This window comes from Polynucleobacter sp. HIN6 (assembly GCF_030297575.1).
GTDB lineage: Bacteria > Pseudomonadota > Gammaproteobacteria > Burkholderiales > Burkholderiaceae > Polynucleobacter.
In genome coordinates, this window is record NZ_AP028137.1 from 240,361 (window position 1) to 260,419 (window position 20,059).

Annotated in this window: 27 protein-coding genes; 11 read left to right on the plus strand and 16 right to left on the minus strand. The window is 48.7% G+C overall.

Annotation, left to right across the window (positions count from 1 at the left end; translation table 11 throughout):
* Positions 1–144 precede the first annotated feature (144 nt).
* From QUE66_RS01290 to QUE66_RS01315, 6 genes are read left to right on the plus strand one after another with little or no spacing between them, the layout of a single operon-like run.
* Complete coding sequence (locus QUE66_RS01290; protein ID WP_286223937.1) at positions 145–387, plus strand: hypothetical protein; 243 nt, start codon at positions 145–147, stop codon at positions 385–387.
* Positions 384–1,034, plus strand: coding sequence for a hypothetical protein (locus QUE66_RS01295; RefSeq protein ID WP_286223938.1), 651 nt, complete (start codon positions 384–386; stop codon positions 1,032–1,034). Before QUE66_RS01290 ends, QUE66_RS01295 begins: the two co-directional genes overlap by 4 nt.
* A gap of 14 nt (positions 1,035–1,048) precedes the next feature.
* Positions 1,049–1,438 (plus strand): hypothetical protein, encoded by a 390-nt coding sequence (locus tag QUE66_RS01300; protein ID WP_286223939.1) that lies wholly within the window; start codon positions 1,049–1,051, stop codon positions 1,436–1,438.
* A complete protein-coding gene (locus QUE66_RS01305) occupies positions 1,431–2,012 on the plus strand; it encodes a GspH/FimT family pseudopilin (RefSeq protein ID WP_286223940.1) in 582 nt (193 codons plus the stop codon). The genes QUE66_RS01300 and QUE66_RS01305 overlap by 8 nt, the downstream gene beginning before the upstream one ends.
* Before the next feature lie 39 nt (positions 2,013–2,051).
* Complete coding sequence (ribD, locus tag QUE66_RS01310) at positions 2,052–3,173, plus strand: bifunctional diaminohydroxyphosphoribosylaminopyrimidine deaminase/5-amino-6-(5-phosphoribosylamino)uracil reductase RibD (RefSeq protein ID WP_286223941.1); 1,122 nt, start codon at positions 2,052–2,054, stop codon at positions 3,171–3,173.
* 34 nt (positions 3,174–3,207) lie between these two features.
* On the plus strand, positions 3,208–3,828 hold the full coding sequence (locus QUE66_RS01315) for a riboflavin synthase (RefSeq protein ID WP_286223942.1): 621 nt from the start codon (positions 3,208–3,210) through the stop codon (positions 3,826–3,828).
* On the opposite strand, the gene queC is transcribed toward QUE66_RS01315, so the two are convergent.
* The 7 genes from queC to tolQ all read right to left on the minus strand — a co-directional run bounded on the left by queC (position 3,825) and on the right by tolQ (position 9,152).
* The gene (gene queC, locus QUE66_RS01320) at positions 3,825–4,502 is read right to left on the minus strand and encodes a 7-cyano-7-deazaguanine synthase QueC (protein WP_286224697.1); all 678 of its coding nucleotides are present in this window, start codon (positions 4,500–4,502) and stop codon (positions 3,825–3,827) included. The two genes, QUE66_RS01315 and queC, sit on opposite strands and share 4 nt — an antisense overlap.
* 90 nt (positions 4,503–4,592) lie before the next feature.
* The gene (gene ybgF, locus QUE66_RS01325; protein ID WP_286223943.1) at positions 4,593–5,312 is read right to left on the minus strand and encodes a tol-pal system protein YbgF; all 720 of its coding nucleotides are present in this window, start codon (positions 5,310–5,312) and stop codon (positions 4,593–4,595) included.
* Positions 5,313–5,323: 11 nt separating this feature from the next.
* Positions 5,324–5,833 carry a peptidoglycan-associated lipoprotein Pal gene (gene pal, locus QUE66_RS01330; protein ID WP_286223945.1) on the minus strand — a complete coding sequence of 170 codons (510 nt, stop codon included), beginning with the start codon at positions 5,831–5,833 and terminating at the stop codon, positions 5,324–5,326.
* Between the two features lie 93 nt (positions 5,834–5,926).
* On the minus strand, positions 5,927–7,225 hold the full coding sequence (gene tolB / locus QUE66_RS01335; protein WP_458574688.1) for a Tol-Pal system beta propeller repeat protein TolB: 1,299 nt from the start codon (positions 7,223–7,225) through the stop codon (positions 5,927–5,929).
* Positions 7,226–7,260: 35 nt separating this feature from the next.
* A complete protein-coding gene (gene tolA, locus QUE66_RS01340; protein ID WP_286223946.1) occupies positions 7,261–8,037 on the minus strand; it encodes a cell envelope integrity protein TolA in 777 nt (258 codons plus the stop codon).
* Positions 8,038–8,049: 12 nt separating this feature from the next.
* Positions 8,050–8,472 carry a protein TolR gene (gene tolR, locus QUE66_RS01345; protein ID WP_286223947.1) on the minus strand — a complete coding sequence of 141 codons (423 nt, stop codon included), beginning with the start codon at positions 8,470–8,472 and terminating at the stop codon, positions 8,050–8,052.
* A gap of 5 nt (positions 8,473–8,477) precedes the next feature.
* The gene (tolQ, locus tag QUE66_RS01350; protein WP_286223948.1) at positions 8,478–9,152 is read right to left on the minus strand and encodes a protein TolQ; all 675 of its coding nucleotides are present in this window, start codon (positions 9,150–9,152) and stop codon (positions 8,478–8,480) included.
* Between the two features lie 104 nt (positions 9,153–9,256).
* Here tolQ and glyA point away from each other — a divergent pair, with 104 nt between their 5' ends.
* Together glyA and nrdR are read left to right on the plus strand one after the other, a co-directional pair.
* The gene (gene glyA, locus QUE66_RS01355) at positions 9,257–10,504 is read left to right on the plus strand and encodes a serine hydroxymethyltransferase (RefSeq protein WP_286223949.1); all 1,248 of its coding nucleotides are present in this window, start codon (positions 9,257–9,259) and stop codon (positions 10,502–10,504) included.
* 5 nt (positions 10,505–10,509) lie between these two features.
* Positions 10,510–10,956 carry a transcriptional regulator NrdR gene (gene nrdR / locus QUE66_RS01360; RefSeq protein ID WP_108507803.1) on the plus strand — a complete coding sequence of 149 codons (447 nt, stop codon included), beginning with the start codon at positions 10,510–10,512 and terminating at the stop codon, positions 10,954–10,956.
* 5 nt (positions 10,957–10,961) lie between these two features.
* Here the strand turns inward: nrdR and adk are convergent, their stop codons facing one another.
* From adk to QUE66_RS01390, 6 genes are all read right to left on the minus strand, one after another.
* A complete protein-coding gene (gene adk / locus QUE66_RS01365; RefSeq protein ID WP_286223950.1) occupies positions 10,962–11,624 on the minus strand; it encodes an adenylate kinase in 663 nt (220 codons plus the stop codon).
* Positions 11,625–11,718: 94 nt separating this feature from the next.
* Positions 11,719–12,447, minus strand: a complete 729-nt coding sequence (kdsB, locus tag QUE66_RS01370) for a 3-deoxy-manno-octulosonate cytidylyltransferase (RefSeq protein ID WP_286223951.1) — start codon at positions 12,445–12,447, stop codon at positions 11,719–11,721.
* Positions 12,448–12,456: 9 nt separating this feature from the next.
* Positions 12,457–12,648 carry a Trm112 family protein gene (locus tag QUE66_RS01375; protein WP_286224699.1) on the minus strand — a complete coding sequence of 64 codons (192 nt, stop codon included), beginning with the start codon at positions 12,646–12,648 and terminating at the stop codon, positions 12,457–12,459.
* Between the two features lie 53 nt (positions 12,649–12,701).
* On the minus strand, positions 12,702–13,817 hold the full coding sequence (gene lpxK, locus QUE66_RS01380; protein ID WP_286223952.1) for a tetraacyldisaccharide 4'-kinase: 1,116 nt from the start codon (positions 13,815–13,817) through the stop codon (positions 12,702–12,704).
* Positions 13,817–14,281 (minus strand): ExbD/TolR family protein, encoded by a 465-nt coding sequence (locus QUE66_RS01385; RefSeq protein WP_286223953.1) that lies wholly within the window; start codon positions 14,279–14,281, stop codon positions 13,817–13,819. Before QUE66_RS01385 ends, lpxK begins: the two co-directional genes overlap by 1 nt.
* Positions 14,278–14,946 (minus strand): MotA/TolQ/ExbB proton channel family protein, encoded by a 669-nt coding sequence (locus tag QUE66_RS01390; RefSeq protein WP_286223954.1) that lies wholly within the window; start codon positions 14,944–14,946, stop codon positions 14,278–14,280. Before QUE66_RS01390 ends, QUE66_RS01385 begins: the two co-directional genes overlap by 4 nt.
* Positions 14,947–15,298: 352 nt before the next feature.
* On the opposite strand from QUE66_RS01390, the gene xseA reads away from it, so the two are divergent.
* The gene (gene xseA / locus QUE66_RS01395; protein WP_458574878.1) at positions 15,299–16,489 is read left to right on the plus strand and encodes an exodeoxyribonuclease VII large subunit; all 1,191 of its coding nucleotides are present in this window, start codon (positions 15,299–15,301) and stop codon (positions 16,487–16,489) included.
* Positions 16,490–16,724: 235 nt separating this feature from the next.
* On the opposite strand, the gene QUE66_RS01400 is transcribed toward xseA, so the two are convergent.
* From QUE66_RS01400 to murB, 3 genes are all read right to left on the minus strand, one after another.
* Entirely contained in the window at positions 16,725–17,189 is a 465-nt protein-coding gene (locus tag QUE66_RS01400) for a helix-turn-helix domain-containing protein (protein WP_286226943.1), read from the minus strand.
* The gene (locus QUE66_RS09270) at positions 17,186–17,389 is read right to left on the minus strand and encodes a type II toxin-antitoxin system HigB family toxin (protein WP_353506824.1); all 204 of its coding nucleotides are present in this window, start codon (positions 17,387–17,389) and stop codon (positions 17,186–17,188) included. The genes QUE66_RS01400 and QUE66_RS09270 overlap by 4 nt, the downstream gene beginning before the upstream one ends.
* Before the next feature lie 151 nt (positions 17,390–17,540).
* On the minus strand, positions 17,541–18,569 hold the full coding sequence (gene murB, locus QUE66_RS01405) for a UDP-N-acetylmuramate dehydrogenase (RefSeq protein WP_286223957.1): 1,029 nt from the start codon (positions 18,567–18,569) through the stop codon (positions 17,541–17,543).
* Between the two features lie 91 nt (positions 18,570–18,660).
* On the opposite strand from murB, the gene QUE66_RS01410 reads away from it, so the two are divergent.
* Both QUE66_RS01410 and xerD read left to right on the plus strand, forming a co-directional pair.
* The gene (locus QUE66_RS01410) at positions 18,661–19,146 is read left to right on the plus strand and encodes a YajQ family cyclic di-GMP-binding protein (RefSeq protein ID WP_286223958.1); all 486 of its coding nucleotides are present in this window, start codon (positions 18,661–18,663) and stop codon (positions 19,144–19,146) included.
* A 3-nt stretch (positions 19,147–19,149) separates the two neighbouring features.
* Complete coding sequence (gene xerD / locus QUE66_RS01415; protein WP_286223959.1) at positions 19,150–20,055, plus strand: site-specific tyrosine recombinase XerD; 906 nt, start codon at positions 19,150–19,152, stop codon at positions 20,053–20,055.
* Positions 20,056–20,059: the final 4 nt, after the last annotated feature.

Genomic DNA, 20,059 nt, shown 5'->3' on the forward strand with positions numbered 1-20,059 from the left:
GTTATGGAATTCGTAAGTAGAGCGTCATTTTAAGCCTTCTTGCTCTTAGTAGGTCTCTACAACAGGATTTTCCGAAGAGGCTGATGGTGAAGCCCTGTGGATTTATGAACAATCTTGGGGATCAGCTACTTCAGGAGAATCCCAATGAACGATGACCATTTAGCCGAATCTGGAATGGTCTTATTTGAGCTTTTGATTGCGATGACCCTTATCGTGGGCAGTATTACGGTTGCTCACATGGTTTATTCAAAGCTCATCATGAAGGCCGCTCAATTAGAGCGCTCGCATGCAGCGTGGGTACATCAGAAGAACCAGCATGAGATTGCAATTTATTTGAATCGATTCAAAAGCGAGCAACCGAACAACGTGCCTCGTTCAAAACGATGAGCCTACTAGCGTGCTTAACAGCACTCACACTCAGTACTATTTTACTTTTGCCACCTGCATGGTTAGTTCATCAAGTACTTACTCATCACGCTCAACTCGAGGATCGAGTTTTGCTGCAACAGAATATGGATCGCTCACTGGATTTAATCAGTCGAGCGATTCAAGGTGCGGGGTATCAATCTAGCTCAATGCAGAATTCATTGACAGTAAACCCAATCACCATCCAAAAAGGCGGCTCTTCTCGCGGTTCTGATGCCATTGTGCTTACCCAAGATATTCCGGACAAATTAGGGTATGACTGCATGGGTAATCCTTTAGCACTCGAACGCACTATCAAACAACAGGCCTATCAGCGGTTTTATGTAGAACCCAGTCGGCATGATTCTCGAACCCAGACGCTGATGTGTCAGAGCGTCGATCGTCAAGGTCGGTTACATCAGGGTGAAATTCTGAGTAAGGTTCAGTCCTTGCAGATTAACTGGGTAAGAGCACATTCACTGAGCCAAGCGCCTACTATCTCTCGGACCCCAAGCGGCCTGGTTGGCATTACTCTGCGCGTACAACCCCATGGAGGGTCAAATAACCCAACGCGGGTCATCGAGCAGACGCGCTACATTAGTCAGCGCCATGGCATTTATAACCCATGATATTGCTTTGGGTGATGAGTCTTTTACTTTATCTGGCATGGGCGGTAGCCCAGTTAGAGTCGGTGATCGCCCTTGAGATTCAATCGCATGCGACCCAGGTCCAATATCTGTCCCAGTTTGAGAGAGCGGAAGCGCTCTCAACCCAGTGTGAAGATCAGCTTAGAAGATCATTGATTCATGAGCCTAATTCGTCGCAGGAGGACCTCGATGTATTAGGTTCGGAGGGCTGTCGACTAAAGCTCATGAGTGCAACACAAATGGTCCATCAACAGAAACATCCAATGAAAAACACGCTACTAGTCGAGATGGAAGTTGGTCAAGGAATTCGGCTTCGTAGCATGCTTCGTTATCAAATCTCCAGCCAACACCTCAGCCGCATCAATTGGCAGCTAATCTATGAGTAGAGGACAAGAATATTATTCATTTCACTCGCGAGGGTATGGGGAGCAGGGGTATACCTTATTGGAGTTGATGGTGGTCATCGCGCTCATCAGTTTGCTGCTGATGTTTGGGGTTCCTCAAATCCAAAATCAGCTCTATGAGCGCGAGCTCGAGCATGCGGCGCGCCAGTTCATTTACCACGCACAGTTTGCAAGACAGCGCGCTCTCTATCGGGGTCGCGATATGCTCTTAAAGCCAAGAGCAAGGAATGATGATGAAGCGAATTGGAATTCAGGTTGGCAGCTTGAGGGCCTTGATATAAATGGCTCGCCAGAAAAGATTGTTCGACATTCCTTACCTGCTAATATTGCGATTCATTCCAAGGGGTTTGTGGATCCACATTCTGGCCAAAGTCAGATTCGATTTAATCCTGCGGGCGGGGCGAAATCAAAACATGGCGGCTTTGTCGCTAATCGCTTGATTTTTGCTCACACCAAGAACACATCCCTGCAGCGTCATGTCATCTTGGCAGCAAGTGGCCGCTGGCGTATATGTAACCCAAATTCTGCAACGAATCCTAAAGGGCTGGGTTGTTAGTGTATTTAGTCAGATCAATAAATCGGGTTTAATAGCACTATGACCCAATTTAGTTCACTTGATCAGCAGATGATGGCCTTCGCACTTGATGAGGCTAAGAAAGCCCTATACCTCTCTAACCCAAATCCACGGGTGGGTTGCGTGATCACCAAGGGTGAGCAGATTTTGGGTAAAGGATTTACCCAGCAAGTGGGGTCTCAGCACGCTGAGATTGAGGCGATCGCTAATGCACGACGGTTGGGAGCAGGTGACGCTGATTTTGCTGCCAGTACGTTTTATGTCACGTTGGAACCTTGTTCGCATACTGGTCGCACACCCCCGTGTTGTGATGCGCTGATAAAACTTTCTCCACAGCGCGTGGTCATTGCCATGCAAGATCCCAATCCCAAGGTCTCGGGGCAGGGTATCGCAAGCTTACAAAAGCATGGCATTCAGGTGGATCTTGGTTTAATGGCGCATGAAGCGGCCTTACTAAATCCTGGATTTATCAAACGCATGACCCAGGGTCTTTCATATATGCGCATGAAGATTGCATCGAGTTTGGATGGTCGTACTGCGCTACTCAATGGTAAGAGTCAGTGGATTACAGGACCAGCTGCGCGTGCCGATGGTCATCATTGGCGGGCCCAAGCATGCGCCATTCTTTCGGGGGTGGGTACGGTCAGGGAAGATGATCCAGCTCTCACGGTACGTGAGGTGAGCACTCAGCGTCAGCCATTACGAGTGATTGTGGATTCGCAATTGGAGATTCCGTTAGGAGCTAAGGTGCTATGTGATGCGAATGCCATCATCGTTTGTGCTAATCCAGAGCTAAGCCACTTACAGAAAACCCAAAAAGAGTTGGCGGAGCGCGGTATTGAAGTAGTGCAACTTGCGAATGCAAAGGGTAAGGTGGACTTACCTAAACTCCTTGCGTATTTGGCTAAAGAGCGTGAGATTAATGAAGTGCATGTTGAAGCAGGTTACAAATTAAATGGTTCACTCATTCGTGAGGGCTGTGTCGATGAGCTACTCATCTATCAGGCGCCCTGCTTTTTGGGTGAGGGCCTGGGAATGGCCAATATTGGATCACTTCAAGAGCTCTCTGAGCGCAGTGCTTGGAAGATTATGGAGCACACTTTGATCGGAGATGACCTGCGCATTCGTGCTGTACGCCCATAGTATTTATTGCTCTCCAAACTGATATAGTGCATTCATGTTTACTGGAATCATTACCGCGATTGGTGAAATTACCCATCTCGCTCCCAAAGGGGATGGCCTCCATTTAACCGTCACAACCCCTGCTAACTATCTTGATGATGTGGCGATCGGGGATAGCATCGCCCTTAATGGCGCCTGCATGACGGTTACGACTATGCAAGCCAACGCCTTTGAAGTGGATGTTTCTAAGGAGTCGATCTCAAAAACAACAGGACTCGACAAACTTGGTTCTGTGAATCTAGAAAAGGCTCTACGATTTAATGATCGTCTCGGAGGCCACTTGGTCAGTGGCCATGTCGATGGAATAGGTACGGTTCAATCATTTACCCCCGTTCAAGGCGATGCCTATGGCTCATGGAAATTAGTAATCGATGCCCCGCAATCATTGGCCCCTTATCTGGCCTACAAAGGATCGATAGTAGTCAATGGCGTATCGCTAACGGTCAATCAAGCGGGGCCCAAAGATCAATCTCAATGCCCCATTGAAATTAACATCATTCCTCATACCCTGGATCACACCACCCTTGGCCAACTCAAGGTAGGCGATCACGTTAACTTGGAAGTGGATCTGATCGCGCGTTATGTGGCGCGCATGCTTAGTAAAGACTCAACTTAATACTGATATCTCGTTGGATCGGCTACCCCAGCCTCTTTAAATCCTACTTTACGAAGTTGACACGATTCACAAACGCCGCAGGCTTGACCTTCTTGATTGGCTTGATAGCACGAAACGGTTTGGCTGTAGTCGATTCCTAAGGACTGACCCAGTTGAATGATCTGGGCCTTACTCATGGAAATGATGGGCGCGTGGATCCGAAATCGGTGCTGCTCATTAGTAGATTCGACCCCAGCTTTTGTGGCTAAGTTCGCCATGGTTTCGAAGGACTTCACATACTCAGGCCGACAATCTGGATACCCAGAGTAATCCACTGCATTAGCACCATAGAACACATCAATACTGCCTAGAGACTCGGCCCAGGCTAGGGCCATCGAGAGCATGATGGTGTTGCGAGCGGGTACATAGGTAATCGGGATGTCTGTTGTCTTTGGATCGCCCTCGGTTGGAACACGCAGCATCTCGTCAGTGAGGGCGGACCCACCAAAGCGGGCAAGATCCAGGTGGATAACTTCATGGCGCTCAACACCGAACGACTGGGCAATCCGTTTTGCAGCATCTAACTCAGACGAATGCTTTTGGCCGTAATGAACTGAGAGGGCATAACAGCGATAGCCGAGTTGTTTGGCAAGCGCCAGAATAGTCGTGGAGTCCAAACCGCCAGAGAACAGAATGACTGCAGGGCTATTGGGAGAGCGTGCCTGTGCTGGAGTAAACGAATGCCGGAGAGCAGAAAAGTCCAAAATTAGAAATCCAGGATTTACTTACTTGATATTGGCAACAATCGACTTTGCTTCTTTGGCAGCCTCAGAGTCTGGGTATTTGGCAATTAGATCGCTTAGGACCTTTTTGGCCACCGCTTTCTTCCCCGACTCAAGATTGGCATTGCCAAGCGTGAGCATTGCTGGGGGAACCCGTTGATGGCCTGGGAAGCGGGTAATCAAAGTTTGTAATTGATTGATGGAGCCGTTGTAATCCTTCAGTGCGTACTTGGTATTACCGGACCAGAAGAGTGCAAGGGGTAAATAAGGGCTAGATGGGTATTTCCGGATAAACGCATTGAGATCGGTATCGGCTTTTTTGAGCTGATTGTTCTGAAACGCATTGAGCGCCTCTTCATATGCAGACCGCTCACCAGGTTGAACCACACCAGTCACACCTTCCACCTCGACGGTTTGAGGTTCAAATCGAGTCAGGCGATTATCTAAATCTTGATAGTAGGTTTTTTGATTCTTGGTGAGATCTTCCGTTTGCTTTTGCAAGGTCTCGATTTGGCCGCGTAGTTGGGCGTTTTCTGTACGCAGTTTCTCGATTTGATTTTGTAAATCCAGAATCGCGCCTTGTGAGGCTTGAACCGATTTGCGCATCTCTAGGATTGCTTTGCGAGCCTCGTCATCAGAGAAAATCGCCCACGCATTACTTGAAAGTAATGCCCCCAATGCAATCGTAAGAGCGGTGCGAGTAAATCTGGAGATAGCGGTCAAGCGATTTGCTCTTATTTGGTGATGTAAATGATGTCAGCGCGACGGTTCTCAGCCCATGCAGCTTCGGTGTTACCCTCTGCTTTGGGTTTTTCTTTACCAAGACTTACGGCCTCCATTTGGCTATCGGGTACGCCCAGCGCTGCGAGTGCTTTACGAACGGCATCTGAGCGTCGTTGACCAAGAGCGAGGTTATATTCGGCGGTACCACGATCATCGGTATTGCCCTGAATCATGATCTTTTGTTGGGGGTTTTGTTTTAAGAAAGCAGCTCCGGCTTGTAGCATATTTTGATATTGGGGTTTGATGGTGTATTCATCAAAGTCAAAATAGATGCTGCGCTGAAAGAGCGGGCTCTTAGGGTCATTCCATGGCTGAGAAGCAATATTGCTACTTTTGGCCTCTTGGGTTTTCATGGTACTAACATCATCTAATTTAACGCCCGACGAGCACGCACTGAGTAGGCCAATGCCTCCCAAAATGCTGGTTAGTACTAAGCGACGCTGGGGTGATGTGGTTTTCATGCGCTCTCCCTCGAATAAATTGATGGTCTTCGTAAACCGATGAATTACATATTGACCACTATTATGCCTCGGATCATGCATCACTAAAACGGATTAGCGATCCATAAATGGTCCCCAGGATGGTTGACGTACATCGGATCCTGGAACACTTAATATTTGTTTGACATAGCCATCAACCGAAACCGCCGCTAATACTTTTTTACCCCCGACTTGGGTTGAGTACAGAATGTAGCGACCGTTGGCCGCAAAACTTGGGGACTCATCAAAGCTGGTATCGGTCATGGGTGTGCTATCGCCCGTGAGGAGATTCATTAAAAAGAGCTTGAATCCGCCGCCTGCACCGCCGATGTAAGCCAAGTACTTACCATCGGGTGAGATACGCGCTGAGGTTGCATAGGGTTGCTTAAAGGTGATTCGTCTAGCTGGTTCGCCGCGCTCTCCATCGGCACTCATCCGATAAATTTGTGGATTGCCGCCACGATCGCTCGTGAAATAAATAAATTTACCGTCGGGAGAAAACTGTGGCTCGGTATCAATCGTATTGCCTTGTGTGAGGCGCCTTAGATTACTGCCATCGGCATTGACTCGATAGATTTGCGTATTGCCATCTTTGGAGAGTGAGATTGCTAGGCTTTTGCCGTCGGGAGCCCAGGATGGGGCGCTGTTGTTGCCGCGCTCATTGGAGAGAACAATGCGACGGCCTGTCGCCAGCTCATGCACATAAACGATGGGCTTGCGATCTTCAAAGGATACATAAGCGATCTTTTGACCATCGGGCGACCACGCTACAGAAATGATGGGCTCACTACTATTGAGCGCGTTGCGCATATTCTGACCATCGGCGTCCGAGATGACTAAGCGATAGCGCTTACCCTCTTTCATGACATATGACAGACGGGTGGAGAATACGCCGCGCTCACCCAAGAGTTTGAAGATGATGTCATCTGAAATTTTGTGGGCTGCCAGGCGCAAGTTATCTTCACTGGCTGAAACAATTAATCCATTAAGACTCTCGCCCTTACGAATGTCGTATAAGCGGTAACGAACCTCATACTGCCCTGGGGATTTTTGGGTGACCGACCCAACTGCCAAGGCATCAGCGCCGCGCGCCGCCCACGTTTTGAAGTTAGGAACAACTTGATCGTCTTCGACTCCATTGCCAAGCTCGACATTTCGGAAGTAACCACTACGTGTGAGATTTTGGCGAATCACATCAGAAATCTTGACCGGTAATTTGTCCTCATCTTTAAATCGGGAAACCGCAATCGGATAGAGGGTTTGGCCAACACCCTTGATCTCAATATTCATTTGAGCATGCGCGGGGTTGATGAAAAGCCCCATGATGATGCCAAGTGCCAGTAGGGGAATGGTGCATAAGCGCTGGAATATCATGATCAATATTCTAGACGCTTGTTATGAACCCTGAATTAATCTTTTGGTTTAAAGGTTAATTTGATTTGACGCATCGGGATTTTGCCGTTTTCGTCACGCGGTAGGCTCTCGGCACGATCAATCGCAATTAGGACCGCACGATCCCAGGCTGGATCGGTGCTGGGCGAGGTCACGGTCCGTTTCAAAATCATGCCATCGGGAGCGAGATCAACCAATACCACCACCGTTGGATTACCGCTGGTGGACTCAGTATTAAAGACGATGAGGGGTTTAATTTTCTTGCGTACCCGATCGGCGTAGCCGGGTGGGGCATTACCGCTCGCACCGACGCCATCACCCACTTTGCCGCCACTACCGCCTTCAGCACCTGCAGCTGCTTTTAAACGGGCCAATTGATCCAGGCGTGCTTTCTCCGCAGCAGCGGCAGCTTTTTTAGCAGCCGCATCTTCTTTAGGGTCAGCCTTTTTCTCGGGTGGCTTGGATTCTGCTTTTTTCTCAGGCTTGGGCTCGGGTTTTCTTACTGCCTCTTTGGGTGTCTCAGGCGGTGGTTTGGTTTTCTTAATAACGATCTCAGCCGCTTCGGGCTTTACATCCATTATGGGGGCGGGTGTAACACTTGGGGGTGGAACGCTTGCATCCCAGAGCTCCACCTCAACACCAGCAGGGCTGGAACTCGTTTTCCAATGAATCCCCAAAGTCAGTAAAGCAATCAGAAAAAGATGGGCTCCTAATGAGAGCACAAACGCTTTGGTGGTTCCTGGTTCGCGATCCGCATGAAACTGCCACGAGGCATTAAGGGTTGCGCTACTCATGCTGACTCATCATTACTGACTACGAACCGCCAATCCCACGCGTTTAACACCATTTTCTTTTAAGCGAGACATCACATCCATCACCACTTCGTATTTGATGGATTTATCGGCCGCTAGAACAACCGGTTGCTCGGCAGATTTCTCGGCTTGGGAGCGCGCAAAGGCGCCGAGCTCCAATTTAGAAATGGTTTGTGCGCTTTCACCCTCTTTGCGAATCGTAATGGCCTCATCAGCGCCAATCGTAATAAAGACTGGGGGTAGGGCTTGAACCTTGGCGCCTCCCACCGTTGGAAGATTGACCACTCCGGGGTTAACGAGTGGGGCGGTCACCATAAAGATGACTAAGAGCACCAACATCACATCGATGTAGGGGACCACATTAATGTCCGCAATCGCTTTCCGACGAGAGGAGCGAAAGGATGAGCGGCTAGCCATGATGATTAGAGGCGAGCGCCTTGACGTTGCAAAATATTCGTGAACTCTTCGATAAAGGATTCAAAATGAATCGAGAGGCGATCAATATCGGTGGAGTAACGGTTATAAGCCACGACCGCAGGGATGGCTGCAAATAATCCGATCGCAGTAGCTACCAGCGCTTCTGCAATGCCTGGGGCCACAGACGCAAGAGTCGCTTGTTGCACATTGGCCAAACCGCGAAAGGCGTGCATGATCCCCCAGACTGTTCCGAGGAGTCCAATGTAAGGAGATACTGAGCCAACGGATGCTAGAAAGGGCAAATTGGCTTCAAGGCGATCCATCTCGCGTTGATAGGCGGCTTTCATCGCGCGCCGTGCCGCATCGATTTCTTTGGCCTTTAAAAACTCCTGCATCCCGGCAGCGAAGATGCGCTCTAAAACTGCTGCATTGACTTGGGTACCAGCGCTACTCATTTTGCGCTGGGCAGCCTCAAATAAGGTTTGTAAGTCGCCACCCGCCCAAAAATCACGCTCAAAGCGCTCCGTTTCACGCCGCGCTGCGCGTAAGTTTGAGCCCTTTCGAAAAATGATGGTCCACGAGGCCACAGAGAGGCTCAAGAGCAATACCATCACCGCTTGAACCAAGATGCTGGCGTTGAGAACCAGGGTCAGAATAGAAAGGTCTTCAGTAGGGTTCATAAGGACTTTGTATTATGGAGGGTAATTTTAGCCAATCCTCACTGGATTGCCGCAATTTAATTGTCGTATTTTGGTATTGATTTGTGATTAATTAGGAAGCCACTATGTTTGATCGTCAGCACACTTTAGCGCACATTGACCCTGAGTTATGGACTAGCATCCAAAACGAGAACCGTCGTCAAGAGGAGCATATTGAGCTCATCGCCTCTGAAAACTATACCTCACCCGCAGTGATGGCCGCTCAGGGCTCGCAATTAACCAACAAATATGCCGAGGGTTATCCCGGCAAGCGCTATTACGGTGGCTGTGAGTTTGTCGATGTGGCTGAGCAATTGGCGATCGATCGAGTCAAGAAATTGTTTGGAGCCGACGCCGCCAATGTGCAACCCCATTGCGGAGCATCGGCTAATCAAGCGGTTTTCTTGGCCTTTCTGAAGCCTGGCGATACCTTTATGGGCATGAGCCTTGCTGAGGGCGGACATTTATCGCATGGTATGGCCCTTAATATGAGCGGTAAATGGTTTAACGCGATCTCCTATGGACTCGATCAAAACGAAGCGATTGATTACGAGCAAATGGAGCGCTTAGCGCGTGAGAAAAAACCAAAACTCATCATTGCTGGTGCGTCCGCTTATTCTTTGCAGATTGATTTTGAGCGCTTTGCAAAAGTAGCCAAAGAGATCGGCGCTATTTTTATGGTCGATATGGCGCACTACGCAGGATTGATCGCTGCAGGTGTGTACCCCAATCCAGTGCCTTATGCCGACGTGGTGACCTCAACGACGCACAAGAGTCTACGTGGTCCACGCGGTGGCATCATTCTCATGAAAGCTGAGCATGAGAAAGCCATTAACTCTGCGGTATTTCCAGGCATGCAAGGCGGCCCCTTAATGCATGTAATCGCCGCGAAGGCGGTGGCATTCAAAGAGGCTCTCGAGCCTAGCTTTAAAGACTATCAAAAACAGGTAATTGCCAATGCGCAAGCCTTAGCAAATTCGTTGATTGAGCGGGGCCTGCGCATTGTCTCTGGTAGAACGGAGTCGCACGTGATGCTCGTCGATCTACGTGCGAAGAAAATTACCGGTAAGGAAGCCGAGGCCGCATTAGGCGCTGCTCACATTACCGTGAACAAAAATGCGATTCCCAACGATCCTGAGAAACCGATGGTGACGAGTGGGATTCGCTTAGGCTCACCCGCCATGACCACGCGTGGCTTTAAAGAGGCCGAAGCCAAGCAAGTGGGGCAACTGATTGCGGATGTGCTCGATCATCCGAATGATGCCAATCATTTGGCAAAGGTGCGCGAGCAAGTGAATGCGCTTACTAAACGTTTCCCCGTCTACGGAAATTAAGCCCCATGCGTTGCCCGTTTTGCCATAGTGACGATACCCAGGTGATGGATACCCGGGTATCGGACGAGGGGGATTCGGTCAGACGCCGCAGGCGCTGTGCATCGTGCGATAAGCGCTTCACCACTTACGAGCGGGCTGAATTAAGTCTGCCGGCCATTGTGAAAAAAAATGGCAGTCGTGTGGAGTACAGCCATGAGAAGTTAGTAAGTTCAATTCGTTTGGCATTGCGCAAACGCCCGGTTTCATCTGATGCAGTCGATGATGCAATCGGACGCATCGAAGAAAAACTGATGGCCTCCGGCGAAAAAGAAATCCCTAGCGAGCGGGTTGGTGAACTGGTCATGCGTGAACTTAAGCGCTTAGATAAAGTCGCCTACATCCGCTTTGCATCGGTCTATCGTAGCTTTGCCGATCTCGAGTCGTTTGAGAGCGCTCTCAAAGAGCTGAAGTAAAAAACTTACTGCAACGCTGCAAAGATTGCTTTGGTGATATCGTCCACCGAACCTGTGCCTGATACCTTGCGATAGGCAGGCGCCTTAACCCCAGAGCTTGCTGGCTCGTTCGCCCACTTTGAGTAGTAGTCTACGAGAGGGCGCGTTTGATCGGTGTAGACCTGCAGACGCTTACGTACGGTTGCTTCTTGATCATCATCACGCTGAATGAGCGGCTCACCCGTCACATCATCTTTACCGTTCACTTTTGGAGGATTAAATTTGATGTGATACGAGCGACCAGAAGCGGGGTGCACGCGGCGACCACTCATGCGCTCAATAATGGCATCAAAGGGCACATCGATCTCAAGTACATAGTCAATCGGCACTGCCGCATCTTTCATGGCTTGGGCTTGTGGAATGGTCCGTGGGAAGCCATCAAAGAGATAGCCTTTGTGGCAATCGGGTTGGATTAAGCGATCTTTGACAAGGCCAATAATGATGTCGTCAGAAACCAGGCCACCCGCATCCATAATTTTCTTGGCAGCGATTCCGAGGGGGGTACCCGCTTTGACTGCAGCGCGCAACATATCGCCAGTGGAGATCTGCGGAATACCAAATTTCTCACAAATAAATTGAGCTTGCGTTCCCTTGCCCGCACCTGGAGCACCTAGCAAAATTAAGCGCATGTCATCCCCTGTCTTATTTTTTCATTCCCTATAGTCTAATTGATTGCACCGACTTAGGGCAGATTTATTGGGACCTGCTTCTTAGCGAAATCCCTTAAAAGAAGGCACGCACCCGCGCAAGATCTTCGAGGGTGTCTACACCGGCTGGTGGCAATTCGGAGACGAGGTGTACTGCGATACGGTAGCCGTGCCAGAGCGCACGCAACTGCTCTAAAGACTCTGCGACCTCTAATGGCGAGGTTGCAAGTTGGGCATACTTTTTTAGAAAACCCACGCGGTAGGCATAGATACCGATATGGCGATAGTAAGTAGGTGACGATTGAGTGCGATCGTAGGGCACAGCTGCTCGCGAGAAGTACAAGGCCTCGCGTTGTTGATTGAGGACTACTTTCACCGCATTGGGATTGGTAATTTCTTCAACATTTTGAATGGCCACGGCTGCTGTACTCATGACGCATTGCGGATTTGCTGCTAATGTATCAGCGACTTGATTGATGAGTTCCACCGGAATTAAAGGCTCATCCCCTTGTACGTTCACAATCAGTGCCTCGTCATCCAGGCCTAAGCGAGAGGCAACCTCCGCAATCCGATCAGTACCGCTTGGATGATCCGCGCGAGTCATGAGGACATTGAATCCCGCCGCATGGCAGGCAGCTTCAATCTCAACGGCATCGGTGGCAACCAAAATTTGTTTTGCTTTCGATTGTTGAGCACGTTCGGCTACGCGTACTACCATCGGCTTACCACCCAGATCCGCAAGCGCTTTGCGCTCAAGCCGTGTCGATGCTAAACGTGCCGGGATTACAACGGTAAATACGGTCATCGCAAGTAATTATTTAGAGAGAGCAGCAGCTTCTTCAGAACTGAGACTGCGCGCTTCATCAACTAGCATGACCGGAATGTCATCCCGAATGGGATAGGCGAGCTTATCCACTTTACAAATCAGTTCGTGTTTCTCTTCATCCAAATGGAGCGAGCTCTTACAAATGGGACACACCACAATATCGAGTAAATTTTTGTTCATCATCTCAGCACCTCAATTATTGCCATGTACCCATCATAGCCCAATAGGACTACCTATTTGCGATAGGGATTGGGCCGCGTAATCACCTCTTGCACCCAATCACAAAACACGGGTGGGATTTCTAAGCGCATCGGAACAACCCAGATGCGAGAATCCTCAATTCCAGCGCATTTAACCGCATCTTTTTCGGTGATTAGGATGAGATCTACAGCAAGTGATTTGAGATCATTGTGGTGAACCGGTGCATGATCGGGCAGGGCTAGAGTTTGATCAATATGCACCCCTAGTTTGGTCAGTGCATCAAAAAACTTCTTTGGATTACCAATGGCGGCGAGTGCGCCAACTTTGAGTCCAACTAAGCGACTGAGCATGTGGGCAAAGCTAATAGGCTCATTGGGCCGATGCAGTGGATACGCACTATCCATCGTTGGACTCAAGTGTAGTTCGCGAGAGCTGGGAAACGGGTCGTTTGGGGGAGGGGATTCGCTAATAGTGATGGTTGCATCGCGCTCACGCTTAGCACTCTCGCGTAATGGCCCAGCGGGCAAGAGTCTGCCATTACCATCCCCACGTTCGTCCTCAACGACCAACTCCAAATCACGCCCACCTTCGCGTGCAGGCCAACGTACTAAGGCCGCATGCTGTAAACCATCGTCACTAATGATCACATTGACCTGGGGATCGGACTGTAAAAGAGCATCAATGCAGGCTTTGCGTTTGCGATAGACCCATATCGGCACGCAGTCATGAATACGTTGCGCCATTAATACGGGTTCATCACCAACTTGATTGGGTTTGCTGTGACGATCAACACGTGTGGGTTGCGTGAGTGATGAACGAGTGTTGGGTTGATAGCCACGGCTAATCACGCCAGGCTTAAAGCCACGTTCGACCAGTTCATTGGCAAGCGCAATCACGAGTGGCGTTTTTCCCGTGCCCCCCACTCGAATATTGCCCACGATGATGATGGGAACTGGTGCAGCGCGATAGATCCCCAGGGTGTGCAATAGCCCAGAGTCCACGATCAACTGTTTGATCCAAACTACGAGGCCATAGAGCCACGCCAATGGCAGTAAAACAAGACTGATTAAGCGATCGACAAGTGCGCGAATAGGCGATTGAGAAAATGAAGATTTTTCCCAAAAGCGCGGCGCAGTTTTAAAGAGCATTATTTTTTCGCTTGACTACTAAAGGCGATGTTCGGTAGGCCCGCATCACGCGCCAATTCCAATACCGTCATCACGGCTTGATGTGGTGCGCGAGCATCGGCATCGATACTAATGCGTAGGTTTCGCTCAGGAGCGGTATTCATTTGCTTGAGAGCGCTACCTAATTGAGCGCGATTCATGACCTTGCCATTGAGAGCAAAGCGGCCATCACTACTCACCGCAATATTAATCTCACGCGCTGAATCGACTGTCTCGACACCAGAGGCTGTTGGCAAGGTAATTGCAATTTCTTGAAACTTCGTAAACGTGGTGGAAATCATCAAAAAGATCAGAATGACCAAGAGGACGTCAATAAATGCGATTAGATTGATTTCAGGTTCGGCATAGGAAAACGAGCGGGATGAGCGACCCAAATGCATGCCAAAGCGAGAGGAGCTTTTGTGCGAGGTGTCGAGCCAGCTCATGAAGATGAGGAAGATTGTGGGTACAACTTCTTAAATAACTGCCGAGTGCATTCCTCGCACTCACGTTGGCGTTGATCAGCCACTGCGCGTAAGATCCGCCATCCAGCCAATGCTGGGATTGCAATTAAAAGACCAAACGCGGTGTTGTAGAGCGCAATTGAGATGCCGTGTGCTAATTGCTGCGGATTGGTCGCTCCAACGCTTGCGGCATTCACTGCACTACCAATCGTGCCACCTTGGCTACCAAAGATCTCAATCATGCCAACCACAGTGCCAAAGAGGCCCAGCAGTGGGGAAACGGTGGCGATTGTGGCGAGTGCCCCTAAGTAGCGATCTAATTTGGTCCAAAGGTTTTGGGCGAGGATCTGGAGCTCTTCGATGGCAACCTCGGCCGAGTGCCCCAGGGCATGTTCACGTAAGACACCAGCCAATAGTCCGCCAATCGGGGAGGAACTCGTGAGGTGATTAATGAAGTTGGGATCATTGGCCAGAGTCGGTGTGGCAGCAAAGGCCTCTTCAATCGACTGTTTGCGAACAATGTGGGTTTTGCGCAAATACCAGCTGCGTTCGAGCAAAATGGCAAGGCCTAGGATGGATATAGCAAGAAGTGGCCAGATCGGCCAGCCAGCAGCGATTAAGATGGAATACATGAACGGTATTTTCATGCAAATTCAGAAAAGCCCAAAAAAGCGGATAACTGTATTCCATCCAGTAAACCGGTTTTATCAAATCACGGGCTTTCCCGCCGGCTTGTGGATAACTCTGTGCAAAACTTTGAGCAAAGTCCACCCTAAGTCCTTGATGGGTGGTGTAAGTCCTTGATTTATGCCTAAAGATCGGTCAATTCCAATGATAAAAATATGCATTTAAATCAATTACTTGCAAATTTACTGTTGGATGAAAGCGACATTGATAAAGAGCGAGTATTCACTAACTTTCTTACTATTTCGATCAGCCAAGGCTTGTGGATATGTCGCGACCCGCAAGGCCATATAGTTACTGGAAAGTGACAAATAAATGATGGAAAAATCAAGCCCGATCCTGAGCGTTGGCGATCTAAACCGCGCCATTGCTGAGTCTTTGACCGAACAATTTGAGTTTGTCATGGTTAGCGGGGAGGTATCGAACTTCAAAGCCTATGACAGCGGGCATTGGTATTTCTCACTCAAGGATGAAGAAGGTCAAATTCGATGTGTGATGTTTCGGGGAAAAAATCTGCAAGTTGGATTTATGCCCCAATCTGGGGATCAAGTGGAGGTCAGTGCCTCGGTCAGCATGTATGTGCCCCGCGGTGATGTGCAGTTAACGATTCATGCTTTACGTAAAGCGGGCCTGGGTGGTCTTTATGAAGCGTTTCTGAAACTCAAAGATAAGTTAGCGAAGGCGGGTTTATTTGACGAAGAGCGTAAACGCGCAATCCCGACTCATCCCAAGGCAATTGCAATTGTGACTTCAACACAAGCCGCGGCCTTGAAAGATGTGCTCACCACCTTAGCGCGTCGTGCGCCGCACATTCCCATCTACATTTATCCAACGTTGGTTCAGGGTGCGGATGCTCCTGTTGGGATCGTCAACGCCATTCAAAAGGCTAATGATGATGGCTTGGCTGAGGTGATTCTTCTGGTGCGTGGCGGTGGCAGCATTGAGGATTTATGGGCGTTTAATGACGAGCAGTTGGCACACGCTATTGCCAGTTCGGATATACCAATCATCAGCGGGGTGGGGCACGAAACCGATTTCACGATTGCCGATTTTGTGGCGGACCTACGAGCCCCGACACCAACCGGTGCTGCTGAATTAGCCACCCCAAAACGAGAGCAACTCTTACAAGAACTGAAGAGCTATCAAGACACGATCACTCAGCGTCTGGAGCAACGCCTCGAGCGCGAAGCTCAAACACTCGATCAAATCAGCCTAAGACTCAAGCACGCTTTACCAAACCCGGAGCGCATGCGCGAGCAAATTGAGCAATGGCGGCAACGTTTGTCTCAAGGTGTACGCATGTATCTAGAGAGCCTGAAACGCAATCAGGCACATTGGCTTACTCAGCTTGAAACCCTCAATCCGCAACGCACGCTCGAGCGGGGTTACGCAGTGATTTTGGATCAAAACCAAAAAGCTGCACGTCAACCCAGTGATATTCGAGAGGATGAGCGGTATCAGCTTTGGCTTGCAGAAGGCAAGATACAAGTTGCCTTTAAAAAATAGATAACTAATCCATTTTCTGTTGGGCTGGAGGGTGGACCCTTGATTGTTCCAATATGGAGTCTGTCAAATTAAAGAGAACTTTAATTTGAAAGTTGAAATTTAAAGCTTTCTTTAATATGGACTTCAATCAAAATCAGGAACCTGCCAAAAGCCAGTCTCTTATTCATCTTTTGGCGAATAATGGCGAAAAATGGCATTTGTCGGCTCAAGATTTTAAGAAGATGCAGATTTATCCTTAAACCTTCAACTTTTGTTTGCTCGCCACTCTTATCGATATCGTAGATTTTTTGATGGGCTGCTCAATCAAAACATTAGGCGAAATACCGAAGCGCTTCGAAATCGCTTTAACTTGACGAAGGTTTAGTTTTCTCGCTCCAGATAGAATCTGGGATATAACGCTTTGGTTACCAATTTCAGGTAGATCCGACTGTCGAAGCCCGTGTTGATCCATCAAAAACTTAAGAATTTCTTGAGGTTTAGCTTGATCGATTGGGAAATGTTCTCTTTCATACGAGCGAATCAATTCACATACGATCTCAAAAAGGTTTAGTAGGGAATGCTTTTTTGAGCAGCCAATCGCATCCGATAGATGGTCGGCGAGCAATACCATACGCTCATAGTCTTTTCGGTTATGAATGGGAGAAAGGGCAACAGTTTTGCTAAGTTGTTGCCAAGCATTTTCTAATTCGAGCATGTTCATTTCTTCCACCGTCCCTTATCGTAAATGGCATGGGTAAGAATCTGCTTAATGTAACAAATTTGTTTTAGAAAACTTATAAAAGTAATTAATCGATAGCGATTTCCGCAAATATCAAAAACAATTAAATCTTCAACTTTATCCATTGAGCCAAAAATAGACTTTAGTTGAGAGTAATTGTCGAATGACTGGGATTCAATAATTCTTCTCTAACTTTGTAAGGTTTTAAGGGCTTCTGGGTGGTTTGCTGAAAACTCAATGATTCGTTTATTGGAAATGACGCGCATCACCCATTTTATTGCAAAATGCAATAAAAAGAAAGAAGAATATTTAGCCCATGAAAAAAGAATCGGATTAATTAAAAAAGATTGGTTCAGGAATCAGGTCGACTCCGAAGGTTGCTTTCACCCTTTTCTGAATCTGCTCCGCAAGACCAAGCAGTTCCCCTGCATTCCCGCCACCCCGATGGGTAAGAACCAGGGCCTGTTTGTTGTGAACCCCCACATTACCCAGTTGCATCCCTTTGAAGCCGCATTGATCGATGAGCCAACCGGCTGCTAACTTGCTATGCGTAGCCGATTCTGGATAACTCACAATCTGTGGAAATTGTTCTTTAAGGAATTGCAATTGCTGGTTGGAAATCACAGGATTTTGAAAAAAACTACCCACATTACCAATCACCTTAGGGTCCGGTAATTTTTGAGCGCGGATGGCACACACCGCATCAAAGATTTCATAGGCAGTAATTGAATCAACTGCGCGATTAGCAAAATGGTTGGTGAGATCGGCATATGACACGCGCGGTTGCCATACCTTGGGCAGATCAAAAATTACCGCTGTGATCACAAAGCGATTCGGTTCATCTTTAAACATACTGTGCCGATAGGCAAAGCGGCAATCTTTCTTGGATAGGCTGACCCACTGATTGGTTTGGCAATCATAGGCCTCCACCGCCTCGATGTACTCTTTGACTTCAACCCCATAGGCGCCAATATTTTGGATGGGCGCTGCGCCAACCGTGCCCGGGATCAAGGCAAGGTTTTCAAGGCCGCGATAGTTTTGATCCAAGGTCCAACGAACGAAGGCATGCCAGCTCACCCCGGCCCCTACCCGCAATCGTGTATTTGAATCACGATTCTCTAGAACCTCGATGAAATTGATGTCTATGAGGAGGGTGACTCCTTGTAATTGGTCGGGTAAAACAACGTTACTACCTCCTCCAAGAACGCGATGGGGTAGCCCCGCATTTCTGGCCCAGAGAATCGCAGCGGGGATTTGCTCAGCTTGGGTAATGGGCAACGCCCACTCGGCCACCACATCAAAGCCTAAGGTATTACGATCCTCCAAGGAGTAATTGGCGAGTGGCTTGCAATCAAAGTTCATGCCACAATCTTATTCGGGTTTTGCAGGAAGAACGAAATTGGTCTAAAAATAGCAAAACCGTCATGATTACAACATTCGTTTGGAGAGGTAAATGCCGTCATTTGATACTGTGTGCGAACCCAATGTCGTGGAGCTCAAAAATGCCGTGGAGCAAGCCAATAAAGAAATTGCGAACCGCTTTGACTTTAAAGGTTCAGACGCGCGCGTCGAGCAAAAAGATAACGAACTCATTTTGTTTGCCGACGATGACTTCAAGTTAGGACAAGTGCGCGATGTACTCTTTAGCAAAATGGCTAAACGCAATGTGGACGTACGGTTTTTAAAAGACGATAAGACCGAAACGATGTCAGGCGATAAGCGTAAGCAAACCATGAAACTCTTAAAAGGCATCGAGCAAGAGCTTGCTAAAAAGATCGTGCGCATCATCAAAGACAGCAAGATTAAAGTGCAAGCGAGTATTCAAGGTGATGCGGTGCGCGTGACTGGTGCCAAGCGCGATGATTTGCAGACTGCGATGGCGTTGCTGCGAAAAGAAGCAAACGAAGCCCCTCTGGCGTTTAACAATTTTCGCGACTAATTTGTGGTTTTGGCATCTCAAAATGCGATCGATCAGTTTTGTGATGCCTGTTGGCTCGAAGATGGCCTTTCAAAAAATACGCTTAGTGCCTATCGGCGAGATCTCACTTTATTTGCCACTTGGTTAGGTGAGCAAAAAAATGCCAGTGATCTATATCACGTACACGAAGCGGATTTAACGGCCTACATGGCAGCAAAGCGAAGCGATAAAGCCACCACAGCCAATCGGCGCCTAACGGTCTTTAAGCGCTTTTATCGCCATGCACTGCGTCTTGGCTATGTCAAAGAAGATCCGTGTGCGAAATTACGAGCAGCTAAGCAAGCACAGCGTTTCCCCAAGATCTTGAGTGAAGATCAGGTCATTGCGCTACTGAATGCCCCCAATATTGAAGAGCCCCTGGGATTGCGCGATCGCACTATGCTCGAGCTGATGTACGCGAGCGGCTTACGAGTCTCAGAAATTGTGTCACTCAAAACTGTATCGTTGGGACTCAATGAAGGGGTCGTGCGGGTGGTCAACGGTAAAGGTGGCAAAGAGCGTATCGTCCCTTTTGGTGGTGAAGCAGGGCAGTGGTTGCGTCAATACCTTCAAGAAGCCCGACCCATTCTTTTGGAAGGAAAAAATTGCCAAGAGGTTTTTGTGGGGCGCCGAACAGGCACTGGATTAACCCGTCAAGCGTTTTGGTTCATCATTAAACGATACGCGAGTCTTGCGGGTATCAAAGTGGCTCTCTCACCGCATACCCTGCGCCATGCTTTTGCAACACATCTTCTAAATCATGGTGCAGATTTGCGTGTGGTGCAGCTCTTACTAGGGCACGCTGATATCTCCACCACCCAAATTTATACCCATGTGGCCCGTGAGCGTCTCAAATCCTTACACGCCACCCACCATCCGCGTGGTTCTTAATCAA